The organism is Gordonia sp. G4, assembly GCF_057770005.1.
The window spans coordinates 1,016,999-1,031,146 of the sequence record NZ_CM173442.1; the positions used below are offsets into that span (position 1 = coordinate 1,016,999).

Here is a 14,148-nt window from a genome sequence, read left to right on the forward strand (position 1 = left end):
TTCGCGCCAAGCGCGCGCAGACATCCTGTTGTTCATCACCTGATCACCACGATGAACGCCGAGACGGGGCATCCGCCCACTCCAGACGATAGGAACCACGATGTCGCGCAGCACCCACAGCCATTCGCAGGCCACCGACGATCGGATTGCCGGGCCCGGCATCGGCGTTCCGTCCGTGGACAAGCCCTTCTGGCAGCTCGGCCGGCGGGCCGCCGTGATCGCGGCCTGTGTGGGCTTCTCGGCGCTGGCGGCCTGCAGTGTCAGCGTCGGCACGCAATCCGTCGAAGAGGCCTCCGACATCGACGTGGGCGAGTGCCTGCAGATCGGTGCCGAGGCCGGCGAGGGCAAGGTCGAGGCGACCAAGGCCGACTGCGAAGGGACCGAGGGCCTCACCTTCTACGCCGCCGACAAGGTCGGCACCTCGGCGGAGTGCGGAACACCCAACACCTCGGCGCTCACGTTCGGCGAAGGCGACCAGAAGCTCTGCCTCACACCCAACTTCGCCGTCGACACGTGCTACCAGATCCCGGTCGGCGGCGGCAAGCTCGCCGACTACCGTGAGGTCGAATGCGACGCCTCCCCGGCAGAGAGCACCATCCTCGCCAAGACCGTCAGCCGGGGCGGCGACTCCCTCACCTGTACCGAGGACGAGACGAAATGGTCCTTCACACAGCCTCTCTCGGTCGGTTACTGCCTGACCGAGGACGTCACCGCCGCCAGCCGCTTCGAGGGCTGAGCGTTCCCGGGGATCACAGGCTGCGTTGCTTCACGTACTCCGCCATCGCCGTTCGCTCCGCGTCGTGTTTGGGATAGAAGAAGAACACCACCGCCGCACCCAGCACGACGATGCCGGCCGCCGCGCCGTAGGCGTACTTGTCGCCCTGTACGAACGCGTCGCGGGCCGCAGCGATGATCTGATCGGCGTACTGCGGATAGCGTTCGGCCAAGACCTCCGCGCTCGAGAACGACTTCGTCAGCGCGGCTTCGGTCTGTTCGGTGACCTCATCGGCCTGCGGAGAATCGGAGATGGTCTCCCGCAGCTGATTCGCGTAACCCGCGGTCAAGATCGCACCGAGGGTGGACTGCAGGATCGCGCCGCCCAGGTCGCGCTGCAGATCGGACATGCTCGACGCCATTCCGGCACGCTGAACGGGTACCGAGCCGGTCAGCGACTGCGACGCCGGTGTCCCCGCGAGGCCGACACCCACCCCGACGAGGACGTACACGAGGCCGACATGCCAGAACTGAGCGTCCTCGTCCCAGGTGAGCATCGCGAGCACCAGGCCGACGACGATGAAGGCGTAACCGGACAGCAAGGTGAACCGCGAACCCATGTTCTGCACCAGCTTCGCCGACCGCGGTGCCACGACGATCATGGCCGCCGCGGCCGGGAGGATCGTGGCGCCGGCCGCGAGTGTGGAGTACCCCAGCACGTTCTGCATGTACTGCTGACCGATGAACATCGCTCCCATGAGCGTGCCGAACACGATGAGCCCGCCCACCGCCGCGACCCAGAAGGTGCGTCGGGAGGCGATGCGGAGGTCGAACAGCGGAACCCGAACGCGTAGCTGCCGCCAGACGAAGCCCGCTCCGGTCAGCACCGCGATCGCCGCCAGGATGTAGACCTGGAGTCGCTGATCGGAATTCGGCGCGAAGTTGATCGCGAGGACGAGCGAGCCCACCATCACGATGGACACGACGCCGCCCAGGTTGTCGACGACCGCCGCCTCGTCACCGGTGTCGGCGGGCACCAGCCGCCACGCGGTGACCAGCGCGACGACGGCGAGCGGCAGGGTCACCAGGAACACCGAGTGCCACGACAAGACCTCGAGAAGGGCTCCGGACAGCACCGGGCCCAGCGCCGAGATCGCACCGCCGAACGCCGACCACGCGGCGATCGCCCGGACGCGCTTGGGTCCCGACCACAGGGCGGTGATCACCGCCAGGGTCGTCGGAAAGGCCAGGCCGGCAGCGATTCCACCCACCAGACGAGCGCCGAACAGGACCTCGACGTTGGGCGCGAACCCGGCGACGAGCGACGCCGGGATCGACAGGCACATGCCGATGATGAGCATTCGCTTGCGGCCGTGGCGATCTCCCAGCGCGCCGAAGTAGAGCACCGACGCCGCCAGACCCAGCGAGTAGCCGACCGCGACCAGGTTCAGCTGCGTCGAACTCGCGTCGAGTGCCTTGCCGATGTCGGGCAGTGCCACGTTCGCCACCGCGAGATTGATGTTGGCCACCCCGGCGACCAGGATCAGCGCGACCAGGATCGCCTTCGCCCGCTTCGGGGCCGTCCCCGCCTCGACCTCGGCCGTTGTCGACGTCATCGGGGAATCGTACGTGCGCGAGCGCCATTCGGCCGGGGATCGCGCCGGTCAGGGCACAAGATGGTCGCGCGGTCCGATCAGAGACAGACGCTGATGGTGACCGGCCCGATGGGGATGCCGAAGCAGATCGACACCGAACCGACGGCCTGGACGGGCTGCACCGGTTGCACCGCCGGAGCGGCCGAGGCAGCCGGCGCGGTGGCCAGACCGATCGCGCAGGCGGCACCGACCGCGGCCACCCCGACAGACGTACGACGCATGATTCTGTACATGTTCATGAGCAGCTCTCCTCGAGCTCGAGTCCCCCCGGACAACCCTGCGGATGGGGCAAACACGCAGGTGATGGTGACTGGAGAGTCTACGCCCCGGGCGCTGCACGTCACAGGCTGATGCGAAGCCCGTCCCACTCGTGATCGTGCATGAACCCCTCGGCGAGCCCGACCCGGTATTTGAAGCAACTGCGCAGGATTCCGGCATAGGCGAAGGGCAGCATCAGCGCGGGCTTCGGGTCGCCAGGGCTCTTGACGACGTCGGATGCGCCCCGGAAATCGCGGACGAAGTCACGCAGGGTCCGATCCTTGCGGGACGAGGAGCGCCACCCGTAGAGCAGCATGCCCAGTCCGATCATCTTGTCGACGCCCGAGCCGGGCGTGATCGGCCCGTCGTCGGGGTTCCAGGTCCCGAGGAACGCGCGGTCGACCCCGTCGTCGGGCGTGAACATCATGATCCCGCTCGTGGCACGCGGATTGCATTCGATGCAGAACAGATCGGTGGCCTCACCGGAACCGGTCCGGTCCTCGATGAAGTCGAAGCCGATCTGCCCGGTGAAGTTCACCCGGCGGACGAAATCGCTGACCCATTCGGCGATCCGCGGATGGTCCACGGACCGGAAGTTGAGGCACGAGCTGCCGTCGATGGCGTAGTCGACGGGATAGGTTGCGTGCGCGTAGACGCGACCCTCGTGGCAGACCGAATAGGTGCAGTAGTTGCTTCCCGAGGCCCATTCCTGGGCGATCCACGGGTTCTGCTCGTCGTGTTCGAGCCAGGTGAGCGGATCACCGGGCGTCACCTTGTGGACCTTCTGCGAACCACGCGAGTAACAACGCTTGAGAGCGAACGGCTGCGTGAAATCGAGCGATCCGACGTCCTCGGGTCCGGTGACCCGCGCGAACTTGCGCGTCGGAATACCGAGTTCGACGAGCAGTTCCTGGAAATCGTATTTGTTGTGCAGCCGGTTCTCGGTGGCGAAATCGGAGAGGAACAGCCGACATCCGGGTGGGAACACGTCGGCGAGCATCGCGATGATGTCGGTCTCCTCGTGCACCGGGATGACCATGTCGACATCGTTCTCGGCCACGATCCGCGCGAGCGCGTGACAGTACGCGAGGGGTTCGAACTTCGGCGGCGGCACCCGATGAAAGTCGCTCACCGCGTTGGAGAATCGACCGATCCCGACCGGGATCGAATCGACGATGCTGACACGATGACCGGCCGCGGCCATGAGCCGCGCGAGTTCCAGGGTCAGGAAGGACCTGCCGAATGTGATCAGGACATGGGCTCGTCCGGCGCTGTTCACCCGAGCGAGTGTAGTGCCGACGGCGAAAGGCGTTCGGCCGGCCGGGGCCGAGGATTCCCGGTGTGATTCGGCCGGGGGCGGGAATATTCGATACCGTCCTGTCGGTTCGTCCTGTTAGTTTCTCCACGATCGGCAGGCACGTCGATGTCTGCAGTTCTGCGACCAGCACCATTGCAGCAGAGCGCCGGCGGCCGATCGCGCGTGTACGCAGTCGGGGTGGTCGGCGGTCCGAGCCTGTGGGGCTCATCCGGACCGAGTTGGAGGAGGCATGCAGCTGTTCGTCATCGGCGTGATCGCCGCGTGCCTCGCCGCAGTCGCCTACGGGATGTCGACGGTCCTGCGTGCACTCGGCGCGCGCCGCGTGGCCGAGGCCGCCGCCGACGAGGGCGAGGGCATCACCAACGAGAACGGCGCACCGACGCTCTCGTCGACCATGTCGACGCTGGTCGACCCGGCCTTCATCCTCGGCACGACGCTGGTCGTCCTCGGATTCGCCGGCGGCGCCCTCGCCGCCCGATTCCTGCCGCTGTTCCTCTCCCAGACCATCGTCTCGGCGAACCTCGTCATCACCGCGCTGCTCGGCACGATCATCCTCAACATCGCGCTGCACACCCGCGAATGGGTCGCCATCTGGCTGGTCGTGATGTCGCTCTGCCTGCTCGGCGTGGCGTCGTCCCATCACACCGGCGGCGGCGAGGAGGTCGGATTCCACTGGGGCCTGTTCGTCGCGACCCTCGCCCTGTGCGCCCTGGCCCTGGTTGGCGTGTACAACCTCGGCCCGGCGGGTGCCATCGTCGGCGGGGCGGCGGCCGGTCTGCTGTTCGGCATCATCGCCATCGCCGTCCGCATCCTCGACGGAGTGCAGCCGTTCGATCCCGTCGCCCTCCTGACCGATCCGGCGGCCTGGACCATCGCCGCCGCGGGCGCGGTGGGCTTCTACGTCCAGACCGTTGCCCTGCAGCTCGGCGCGGTGAACGGGGTGACGGCCGTGCTCGTCGTCGGCGAGACGGCCGGCCCGAGCCTCGTGGGGGTCGTGTTCCTCGAGGACACGGCCAAACCCGGACTCGGGTGGCTGGCGATCCTCGGTTTCGTCGGCGCGGTGATCGGCGCCGTGCTGGTGGCCTGGTACGGCTCGGTGGACCCGGATCACCTGGGTGAGGCCCCGCCGATGAAAGGCGGGTGGCGCCGTGGCCGCGAGGAGCCCGAGTCCGAGGAGCCGCGGGCGGACTCCCCCGCGGAGACCGACGGGTTCCGCGGCGAGGCCGACGACGCCCGGCGAGACGTCGATACGGCGCCCGATGCCGACTCATGGCAGGTCGACGACAACTCCGTTTTCGACGCTCGCGACTCGCGCCGCAACTGACCGCTTCCCCTGCTCACCAGGTGGTTGACACCCGCGTTTCGGGTGACGAGGGTGGGTTGATGACATCGACCAGCACGGGCTCCGCGGCACGGCTCGCCTACGAGACCCTCGAACCCTTCCACATCATCGCCTACTTCAATCCGGGCCTGAAGAGCGCGCAGCAGGACACCGGGCTGAACGGATACTCCTTCTACGTCGGTGCGCGCGGTGCCCCGTTCGGCCCGTGCACGTCGTCGGTCATCGCCTCTGCCTTCTACAACTTCAACGTCGAACTCATCGCGAAGAGCTGGGCCGCAGCCGTCGACGCCGGGCTCGACCGCGTCCATGAGCGGCGCAACCAAATGCTCGACGATTCGCTCCGCGACATCCTCGGCGACTCCGTCGACGACGCGAGCCTCGACGAACTCGCCTCTGCCTACTACGATCTCGCGGCCGGCCTACCGCTCGGCGGCCGCCCGCTCGCCGCCGCCTGGTCGACCGCCCCGAAGCCGGACACCGCGCGGCTCCGCCTGTGGCACGCCGTCGCGATTCTGCGAGAATGGCGCGGCGACAACCACATCGCCGCTCTCGCACTCCACGGCCTGAACGGATTCGACGCGGCCGTCTTCCACGAGTCGCAACTCCCCGATCCCACCGTCCGCCGCCGCACCCTGGGCAAGCGCATCCTGCTGCTGACCCGGGGGTGGTCGGAAGAGGAGTGGGAGGACAGCGTGGACCGCCTCGTCGACGCCGGGCTGGTCGAGCGTGTCGAGGACGGGCACCGGCTCACCCCCTCCGGAGCGGCGACCTACGACGACATCGAGGCCACCACCGACGCTGTGGGAGAGTCCATCTGGGTCGGCACCGATGATCTGCTGGAGCGCACGAGGCCCGTCGTGAAAGCTGTCATCGACGCAGGGATACTGCCGGGAACGAGATCGAAGTGAGCGCACCCGACGGACGGTTCGAGGACCTACGGGCGATCGAGAACCTCAAGTACCGCTATCTGAGATCCCTCGACACCAAGGACTGGGCGACGTTCTCGTCGACTCTCACCGCCGAAGTCACCGGCAACTACGGTGAGGGACTGGCTTTTTCCAACCGGGACGAGCTGGTCGGATACATGCGGGAGAACGTCGGTCCCGCAGTGATCACCGAACATCGCGTCGCGCATCCGGAGATCGAGATCGACGGCGACACCGCACGCGGACGCTGGTACCTCCAGGACCGCGTCATCGTCGCCGAGTTCTCGTTCATGCTCATCGGCGCCGCGTTCTACGACGACACCTACCGCCGCACCGCGGACGGCTGGCGCATCAGCAGCACCGGCTACGACCGGACATACGAGGCGACCATCGGTCTCGCCGACCTGCCGAGTTTCGCTCTGAAGGTCGGTCCCGCAGTGCGGGTCTGAGGTCTGACGATGCGCCCGCGCACTTTCGCCGACCGCCGCGAGGCGGGTCGCCTGCTGGGTGCGCGGGTCGTCGCGGTCCTGAACACCGCGGCCACACCGGTGTCGGCACCGGTTGTCCTCGGCCTCGCCCGCGGCGGGGTCCCCGTCGCGCGGGAGGTCGCCGACGCGATCTCCCGGGCGACGGGCAGGTGCGGGCTGGACGTCCTGGTGGTCCGCAAGATCGGGGCGCCGGGCCACGAGGAGTTCGCGATGGGCGCACTCACCGCCCACCACCTGGTCGTCAACGACGATGTACCCCGTCGGCTCGGGGTGTCCCGCACCGGCTTCGAGGAGTCGGCCGACCGCGAGCGGCGGGTCCTCCGCGAACGCGAGCGACGCTACCGCGGTGACCGTCCGGAAGCCGAACTCTCCCACCGGACGGTCATTCTCGTCGACGACGGTCTCGCCACCGGCTCGAGCATGGCCGTGGCGGTCGACTCCGTCCGGGCCGCCGGCGCCGCGCACCTGGTGGTGGCCGCACCGACAGCCCCGTCGGATTCGGTTCGCCGACTCCAGGATCGGGGCGTCGACGAGGTCGTCGTCCTCGTGATGCCGGAACCGTTCCGCGCCGTCGGACTGTCGTACGAGGATTTCACCCAGGTCGACGACGACGAGGTGATCGCCGCCCTCGACCGGCCGGGCGGTTGAGCCGAGAACCGCACCCGAAAACGACCCGTCCGGGCGACACCGCCGACATATCGTCGACTGCCCGTTTCCTCCGGGCGGTTCTCAGTGGGCCTGCGGCCGTGCGTCTTTGAGTAGAAGGGCGGCCAGCTCGGTGCGGTCACCCACATCGAGCTTGGTGTAGGCGCGGAACAGATGCCCTTCGACGGTGCGCACCGACACGGTCAGGCGTTGCGCGATGTCCTTGTTGGACAGGCCGGCCGCCGCGAGGTTGGCGATCTCGCGCTCGCGCGAGGTCAACGGCAACGGCTGCGCGGCCGAGATCAGCGCCGGTGTCCGCAGGCCACCGCTTTCGGACGCCAGGCGGTTGGCCACCGCGGCCGACGCCACGGTCGCCGACCGCTTGTCCGCCGCGTCGTGCAGGACACTGGCCTGCGCCGCGGAGTCGGCGGCGGACAGACGCACCCCGGAGTCCTCGAAGGCTGCCGAACACAGATCCAGTTCGACCGCGTCACCGTCGCGGAGGGCTGCGGCGTGCCGCGCGTACAGATCCGACAGCGGACCGTCGATGCGTTCCGCCAGTTCGGCGAGCCGATCGGCGACGCCCTCGTCACCGAAGCGCGCAGCGGTGTGCAGCGCCTCGGCCTCCACCGCGAACTGACCGGCGGCACGGGCGGCCGACGCCGCGGAGTGGGCGAGTTCGACGGCGGGCGTGACGGTTCCGGCCGCCGCCGCCTGCCACGCCGCCGCGATGGCGAGCATCGGGCCGAACACCGCCACATGCTTGCCGGACTTCTCCCGCGCCTTGGCCAGCGCGTCGGCGGCGCGTTCGGCCTGCCCCAGCGCACTGAGCGCCTGCACCAGGAAGATGTGCGCCGGGAAGTTCCAGGAGTCGGAGAACCGGCCGCTGTCGAGGATCGCGAGCGTCTGTTCCATCCGCCGGGTCACCGACCCGCACGATCCACGTGCGAGTTCGACTGCGGCGACCAGGATTCCGGACATCGCCCAGCCCAGGTACTGGGCGGTCTGCGCGGCCGACACGAAACGCCCGGAGGCGACATCCGCGTCGTCGAGCCGGCCGGTGAGGGTCAATGCGAGCGTCTCCCCGAAGCCGGTGGGGAACCGGAGCAGCCCGTCGACCTCGACCTCCCGCGAGTGTTCGGCCAACGCCCGGACCTCCGCGCCGCGGCCGGCCACCGCACGGGCGAGGCTGCCGCCGAACACCGCCCATTCCACCGCCCACGGCAGCACTTTGGACTCGGCCAACACGGTGTCGGACAGCGTGATCGCCTCGTCTATCCGGTTCTCGAAAAGAGCACAGGCCGAGGCGATGCCGGTGACGATGGGCTTGAGCGCGGGGTGGGTGACGCGCTCGGTCAGCAGTTGCAGGATCTCGTCGGCCCGGTCGGCGTCGCCGAGGGCCCAGAAGGTGTTGCCGATGATCGAGTTGCCCCACAGCACGAGTCGGCCCTCGTCGAGGTCGTCCGGCGAGAATCGCGCCAGGATGTCCCGCGCCTCGTCGGGATGGCCCTGCCACATGACCGCCCGCGCGAGCAGCTCGGCCTCCTCGAGTCCCCCGCCCTCGTCGAGCGCCGCCCGCGCGAATCGTTCGCCGAGCGGCGTCTGCGCGAGATTCAGCGCGTCGCGGGCAGCTGTCCGCACCAGCGTCAGATCGATCTCGACGTCGCTCTCGATCGCCAGGTCGGCGAGACGAATCCGCTCGGCCGGAGTGTTCGTGGGCCGCGACTGCAGGGCCTCGACGAGCCGGCCGCGCAGCCGTCGCGACGAGACCTGACCGAGGCGGCGTCGGATCACCTCGCCGAACAGCGGATGGTGGAACGCGACGTCGAGGCGGCGTCCGTCGCGGGTGATACGCACCAACCCGGCGATCTCGGCCTCCTCGACGGCTTCTTCGCCGGCGAGCTCGGAGAGGACGTCGATGTCGAGCGGCTCGCACAGACTGAGGTACTTCAGCGCACCCAGGACCGGGCCGTCGAGTTGCTCGATCCGTCCTTCCAGCAACGACGCCAGCTCCGAGGTGATGGCGGCGCGGCCGCGGAGTTGCCAGACGCCGTTGACCTGGCGCAGTGTGTCGGCCTGGCGGGCGCCGTCCACGAGATGCCGGAGGAACAGCGCGTTCCCACCGGAGGCCTCCCACATGAGATTCGCGGAGTGCTCCTCGAGCTGACCGCCGAGCACCGATTCGACGAGCTCGACGCTCTGATCTTTGGTGAACGGGGACAATGTGATCCGGGTGAGGTGATTGTCCTTCCACAACGACGTCACGGCGTCCGGGACGGTCTCGCCGCTGCGCACGGTCGCCACGATGTGCACCGCGCGGTCGATCGCGAGCTGGTGCAGGAGGGTCGCCGACAGCTCGTCGAGGAGGTGGGCGTCGTCGACACCGATGACGACATCGCCGTCGGCGAGCAGCGATTCACGCGCTGCCGCAAGGTAGGTGACGGGATCGCTCGACGTCGCCGGGCCGACGAGGTGGGCGAACACTCCGAGCGGGATGGACCGCGCGGACTCCGTGCCCGCCACCCAGCGCACCCCCGTCGGCAACTCCGCGGTGACGTGGCGGGCGAGGGTCGTCTTGCCCACGCCGGAGTCACCGGTCAGCACCACACCACAACCGGTCGTCTCACCCCTGAGCGCCGCTTGGATCGTGCGGAACTCCCGATCGCGCTCGACAAGCGGCCAATTCGTGGACATATTCGCGAATTTTAGTCTGCCGGGCCCTACAATGGGCCGCGCCGACGCATCAATGTGGTCCGACCGGATGGCAACGACCGGCTCTCAGCGGATTCCGCGTGCAGCTCCAACGGAGGAAAACCACGCGAACTACGCATCTCGGGCGTTGGTGACCGCCACGGCGGCCGCCAGCAGGACGAGTGTGAAACCCGCGAAGTAGAGCAACGAACCGTAGGCGTTCCAGTGGAAGGTGTCACTGCCGCCGGCGAGGAAGTTCCAGCCGTTGAGGAACGGCAGGAACGACACGATGTGCTCACCGACGCGCGGGAGCACCGACACGATGCGTTCCAGCGCCAGCATCCAGACGAGCATGATCGCCACCGCGCCGGCCGAATGCCGCACGAGCGCACCCACGGCGAGACCGATCAGTGCACACAGCATCGCGAAAACCGGTGTGCCCCAGAGATGCCGGACGGTCTCCGGGCCGGTCAGCGAGACCCCGACGCCGGACAGCACCTGTGCGACCACCACCGCGACGACGCACAGGATCGCCACCACCGCGAAGGAGAGTCCGCCGAACACGACCGCTTTCGCGATGAGAACCCGCGGGCGGCGCGGGATTGCGGCAAAGGTCGGGCGGATCGTGCCGAAGCGATACTCCGTGGTGACACCCAGGATCGCCATGATCGCGAGAACCGCGACCCCGAACTGGTCGACGCCGATCAGGAAGTCGTCGGTGAGGGTGTCGGCCTCCCCGGGACTTCCGTACGAGGTTCCGGCGACGGCACCGAGCAGCACCGCGAGGCCCAGTCCCAGCACGACGACGACCCCGAGGCACCAGTACGGCGATCGGGTGCTGGCGAGTTTGATCCGCTCGGCGTCGATCGCGGCGATCACCGGTTCACTCCCCTGTGGTTGTCAACGGCGTGCTTGTCAACGGCGCGGTTGTCCACGGCGCTGTAGTCGACGGCGTGGGCCGTCATCGACATGAACACCTCTTCCAGCGACGCCGACTCGGCGGAGAGTTCATGCAGGGTGATGCCCGCGGCGGCAGCGAGATCGCCGACGTGATCGGTCGTGGTGTCCGGAACGCGCATCACCGGACGCCCCTGACCGTCCGGGTCACCCGGGGCGGGGTTCAACCCCGCCGCCGCGAGCGCGGCGTGCAGCTGCTCAAGCTGCGGGCCGCGCACCCGGACCGATTGTCGTGCCCGCCCGGTGAACTCCGCGACCGAACAGTCGGCGATCAGGCGGCCCCGCCCGATGACGACGAGATGATCTGCGGTGAGCGACATCTCGGTGAGCAGGTGACTCGACACCAGCACCGTCCGACCCTCGGCGGCGAGCTTGCGCATGAACCCGCGGATCCACACGATGCCCTCCGGGTCGAGGCCGTTGACCGGTTCGTCGAACAACAGCGTGTGCGGATCGCCGATCAGGGCACCCGCCAGCCCGAGCCGCTGCGACATGCCGAGCGAGAAGCCGCCGGCGCGCTTCTTGGCCACCGAGGTGAGCCCGACCGTCTCGAGCACCTCGTCGACGCGGGCGGCCGGGATCTGGTTGCTCGCCGCCAGCCACCGCAGATGTGAGCGCGCACTGCGGTTCGGATGCACCCACCGAGCGTCGAGCAGCGCACCGACCTGACGCAGCGGATGGTCGAGGTCCCGGTAGCGCTGACCGTTGATCGTCGCCGTGCCCGAGGTCGGACGATCGAGACCGAGCATCATGCGCATGGTCGTCGACTTGCCCGCACCGTTGGGTCCCAGGAAGCCGGTCACCCGTCCCGGCCCGACCTCGAAGGTGAGGTCGTCGACCGCGCGTTGACCGCTGAAGTCCTTCGTCAGATTCGCTACCCGCAACACGCCTCGACCATAACCGTCGAATCCGGAGCGGCCCGGTCTGTCATTCGTACGGCCTGTCGCAGGCGCCCGTCAGCCCGGATCGCGGCCGGGCGAGGACGCGTGGGCCCAGAAGCGCTTGGGAATTCGGCCGGCCCGCCCGGCCAGCCGGCCCGCGATCACCGCGTGCCGCATCGCCGTCGCCATCAGTTCGGGATTCTCCGCGCGGGTCACCGCGGTCGCCAGAAGCACTCCGTCGCAACCGAGTTCCATCGCCAGCGCCGCGTCGCTCGCGGTGCCGATGCCGGCGTCGAGGATGACCGGCAGCGGGTCGTCGAAGCGGGTATGGCAGTCGTCGACGATCATCTCGATGTTGTGCGGGTTGAGGATTCCGAGACCGGTCCCGATGGGTGACCCGAGCGGCATCACCGCGGCCACCCCGAGATCGGCGAGTCGCGCGGCCAGAACCGGGTCGTCGTTGGTGTAGGCCAGCACGACGAACCCGTCGCCGACCAGGGCGGCGGCCGCGTCGACGAGTTCGATGGCATCGGGCATCAGGGTGCGTTCGTCGGCGACCACCTCGAGCTTGACCCAGTCGGTCTCGAACGCCTCGCGCGCCAGCTGTGCGGTCAGGACCGCCTCGGCGGTGGTGTGGCAGCCGGCCGTGTTGGGCAGCACGGCGATGTCGAGCCGGCGCAGCAGATCGAAGACCCCGGTGCCCGAGGCGGCGTCGACGCGGCGGACCGCGACGGTGGTGAGTTCGGTGCCCGAGGCGACCAGTGCGCGTTCCAGGGTCGCGAGATTCGACGCGCCGCCGGTGCCGGTGATGAGCCGGGACGAGAAGTCGCGGCCCGCGATCCGCAACGGGTCCGGTGTCGACTGGTCAGCCACCCTGCACCGCCGTGACGATCTCGACGACGGCGCCGTCGGTCATGGTGTACCGGTCCCAGCGACCGCGCGGGACGACCGCGCCGTCCACCGCGACCGCGATCCCGCGGTCCGGCATCCCGAGCCCGGCGACCACGTCGCGCACCGAGGCGTCGTCGTCGACATCCATGCTCTCGCCGTTCACCGTGATACTCATTCCTCGACTCCTTCCAGGATCGACAGCACGCGCTCGGCGGTACCCGGGGCGAGGACGATCCCATTGCGCCCGTGCCCGGTCGCCACGACCGTGCGTGCGTCCACGCGGGCGACGAGCGGCAACCCGTCGGCGGTGCACGGCCGCAGACCCGCGGCCGCTTCGGTCAGTTCATACGTCCGCAGTCCGGGCAGGACCTCGATCGCGTCGGCGAGCAGGTCGGCGACGCCACCGGCCTGCGGCGCCCGGTCGGTCATCCCCTCGGCCTCGTACTGGGTGGCGCCGACGACGACCCCGTCGTCGCGTGGCACCAGGTAGACGGCCCGGCCGTGCAGGCGTGCCCGGACGACGTGGGCGGGCGGGGGCACGGACCAGCGGGTACGACGAAGCCGGAGGATCTCGCCCTTGGCCGGATGCAGGTCGGCGCCGGACCAGAGGGCCGTGGTGCCGAGCCCGGCGGCGAGCAGGATCTGCCCGTCGGAGCCCGGGTCGTCGAGATCGGCCAGGGACCCGACGCGGGCGGTGGCCAGTTCCACGCCGGCCGTCGTGACCGCGGCACGCAACGCCTCGAGGAGGCGCCGGTTGTCCACGGACCACTCCCCGACCGCGCGGTAGCCACCGACCAGACGAGAACTCAGCGACGGTTCGAGTGCCCGGATGTCGCGGCCGGTCACCGGCTGCAGCGCCGAGTCGGTGCGGGGCTGGCCGGCCCAGACGAAGTCGGCGAGGTGCCGCAGGTACTCGATGTCCGTGGCCGAGGCCGCGACGAACAGCGAGTCGGTGGCGGTGACGACGGCGGGGTCGTCGAGCCGCTTCACGAGCGCGGGCCAGAGCCGGACCGACTCCACCGACAGGGCGAGCGACGCCTCTTCGCCGGGATGTCCCTCGCCGAGCGAGCCGAGCATGCCACCCGCGACCCACGAGGCGCGCTCGTCGGTTCCGGCGTCGAGTACGCGAACCCGCCACCCGGCGTCGGCCGCGGCCAGTGCGCACGTCAGCCCGATGACGCCGCCGCCCACCACCGTCAGAGTGCGGTGAGCAGTCTTCCGAGGGGAATTCACGCTGGAATCACCTTCCTTCGCCGGAATGACCCGGATCAGGTTCGACGGTCAGCGGATCGGTCCGCACTCTCAGCCCGGCCGGTCCGGGCTCCCGTGTGTTCGTGCGGTCCACCCTACGCGGGGGCGTCAGGTGTCCGGTTAGCCTGGTC

14 protein-coding genes and 1 riboswitch are annotated in these 14,148 nt (G+C 69.1%); of the genes, 5 read left to right on the plus strand and 9 right to left on the minus strand.

Annotated features, from left to right (window positions below; all coding sequences use genetic code 11):
• Nucleotides 1-100: 100 nt before the first annotated feature.
• Nucleotides 101-736 (plus strand): hypothetical protein, encoded by a 636-nt coding sequence (locus AC3B5T_RS04415; RefSeq protein WP_055476185.1) that lies wholly within the window; start codon nucleotides 101-103, stop codon nucleotides 734-736.
• A gap of 13 nt (nucleotides 737-749) precedes the next feature.
• On the opposite strand, the gene AC3B5T_RS04420 is transcribed toward AC3B5T_RS04415, so the two are convergent.
• The 3 genes from AC3B5T_RS04420 to AC3B5T_RS04430 form a co-directional block, all read right to left on the minus strand.
• A complete protein-coding gene (locus AC3B5T_RS04420; RefSeq protein WP_055476186.1) occupies nucleotides 750-2,330 on the minus strand; it encodes an MFS transporter in 1,581 nt (526 codons plus the stop codon).
• Nucleotides 2,331-2,407: 77 nt separating this feature from the next.
• Nucleotides 2,408-2,608 (minus strand): hypothetical protein, encoded by a 201-nt coding sequence (locus AC3B5T_RS04425; protein WP_488358267.1) that lies wholly within the window; start codon nucleotides 2,606-2,608, stop codon nucleotides 2,408-2,410.
• A gap of 101 nt (nucleotides 2,609-2,709) precedes the next feature.
• The gene (locus tag AC3B5T_RS04430; protein WP_488358268.1) at nucleotides 2,710-3,906 is read right to left on the minus strand and encodes an ATP-grasp domain-containing protein; all 1,197 of its coding nucleotides are present in this window, start codon (nucleotides 3,904-3,906) and stop codon (nucleotides 2,710-2,712) included.
• A gap of 268 nt (nucleotides 3,907-4,174) precedes the next feature.
• Between AC3B5T_RS04430 and AC3B5T_RS04435 the strand changes: the two genes are divergently transcribed.
• From AC3B5T_RS04435 to AC3B5T_RS04450, 4 genes are read left to right on the plus strand one after another with little or no spacing between them, the layout of a single operon-like run.
• Entirely contained in the window at nucleotides 4,175-5,269 is a 1,095-nt protein-coding gene (locus tag AC3B5T_RS04435) for an EamA/RhaT family transporter (RefSeq protein WP_488358269.1), read from the plus strand.
• Between the two features lie 59 nt (nucleotides 5,270-5,328).
• Complete coding sequence (locus AC3B5T_RS04440; protein ID WP_488358270.1) at nucleotides 5,329-6,195, plus strand: SCO6745 family protein; 867 nt, start codon at nucleotides 5,329-5,331, stop codon at nucleotides 6,193-6,195.
• The gene (locus tag AC3B5T_RS04445) at nucleotides 6,192-6,662 is read left to right on the plus strand and encodes a nuclear transport factor 2 family protein (RefSeq protein ID WP_488358271.1); all 471 of its coding nucleotides are present in this window, start codon (nucleotides 6,192-6,194) and stop codon (nucleotides 6,660-6,662) included. Before AC3B5T_RS04440 ends, AC3B5T_RS04445 begins: the two co-directional genes overlap by 4 nt.
• A 9-nt stretch (nucleotides 6,663-6,671) precedes the next feature.
• The gene (locus AC3B5T_RS04450; protein WP_488358272.1) at nucleotides 6,672-7,349 is read left to right on the plus strand and encodes a phosphoribosyltransferase; all 678 of its coding nucleotides are present in this window, start codon (nucleotides 6,672-6,674) and stop codon (nucleotides 7,347-7,349) included.
• An 81-nt stretch (nucleotides 7,350-7,430) separates the two neighbouring features.
• Here the strand turns inward: AC3B5T_RS04450 and AC3B5T_RS04455 are convergent, their stop codons facing one another.
• From AC3B5T_RS04455 to thiO, 6 genes are all read right to left on the minus strand, one after another.
• Nucleotides 7,431-10,040, minus strand: a complete 2,610-nt coding sequence (locus tag AC3B5T_RS04455; RefSeq protein ID WP_488358273.1) for a LuxR C-terminal-related transcriptional regulator — start codon at nucleotides 10,038-10,040, stop codon at nucleotides 7,431-7,433.
• Nucleotides 10,041-10,169: 129 nt separating this feature from the next.
• Nucleotides 10,170-10,916, minus strand: coding sequence for an ABC transporter permease (locus AC3B5T_RS04460; protein WP_488358274.1), 747 nt, complete (start codon nucleotides 10,914-10,916; stop codon nucleotides 10,170-10,172).
• Complete coding sequence (locus AC3B5T_RS04465) at nucleotides 10,913-11,881, minus strand: ABC transporter ATP-binding protein (protein WP_488358275.1); 969 nt, start codon at nucleotides 11,879-11,881, stop codon at nucleotides 10,913-10,915. The genes AC3B5T_RS04460 and AC3B5T_RS04465 overlap by 4 nt, the downstream gene beginning before the upstream one ends.
• 69 nt (nucleotides 11,882-11,950) lie before the next feature.
• The gene (gene thiG, locus AC3B5T_RS04470) at nucleotides 11,951-12,748 is read right to left on the minus strand and encodes a thiazole synthase (RefSeq protein ID WP_010843757.1); all 798 of its coding nucleotides are present in this window, start codon (nucleotides 12,746-12,748) and stop codon (nucleotides 11,951-11,953) included.
• Nucleotides 12,741-12,941, minus strand: coding sequence for a sulfur carrier protein ThiS (gene thiS / locus AC3B5T_RS04475; RefSeq protein ID WP_488358276.1), 201 nt, complete (start codon nucleotides 12,939-12,941; stop codon nucleotides 12,741-12,743). The genes thiG and thiS overlap by 8 nt, the downstream gene beginning before the upstream one ends.
• Nucleotides 12,938-13,999, minus strand: coding sequence for a glycine oxidase ThiO (thiO, locus tag AC3B5T_RS04480; protein WP_488358277.1), 1,062 nt, complete (start codon nucleotides 13,997-13,999; stop codon nucleotides 12,938-12,940). Before thiO ends, thiS begins: the two co-directional genes overlap by 4 nt.
• Nucleotides 13,994-14,104, minus strand: a riboswitch (TPP riboswitch). (Overlaps the previous gene by 6 nt.)
• Between the last annotated feature and the right edge of the window lie 44 nt (nucleotides 14,105-14,148).

Bases quoted from the DNA above. Each gene is read 5' to 3' on its own strand.
- AC3B5T_RS04415 (WP_055476185.1), top strand. From the start codon at position 101: ATGTCGCGCAGCACCCACAGCCATTCGCAGGCCACCGACGATCGGATT.
- AC3B5T_RS04420 (WP_055476186.1), bottom strand. From the start codon at position 2,330: ATGACGTCGACAACGGCCGAGGTCGAGGCGGGGACGGCCCCGAAGCGG.
- AC3B5T_RS04425 (WP_488358267.1), bottom strand. From the start codon at position 2,608: ATGAACATGTACAGAATCATGCGTCGTACGTCTGTCGGGGTGGCCGCG.
- AC3B5T_RS04435 (WP_488358269.1), top strand. From the start codon at position 4,175: ATGCAGCTGTTCGTCATCGGCGTGATCGCCGCGTGCCTCGCCGCAGTC.
- AC3B5T_RS04440 (WP_488358270.1), top strand. From the start codon at position 5,329: ATGACATCGACCAGCACGGGCTCCGCGGCACGGCTCGCCTACGAGACC.
- AC3B5T_RS04450 (WP_488358272.1), top strand. From the start codon at position 6,672: ATGCGCCCGCGCACTTTCGCCGACCGCCGCGAGGCGGGTCGCCTGCTG.
- AC3B5T_RS04455 (WP_488358273.1), bottom strand. From the start codon at position 10,040: ATGTCCACGAATTGGCCGCTTGTCGAGCGCGATCGGGAGTTCCGCACG.
- thiS (WP_488358276.1), bottom strand. From the start codon at position 12,941: ATGAGTATCACGGTGAACGGCGAGAGCATGGATGTCGACGACGACGCC.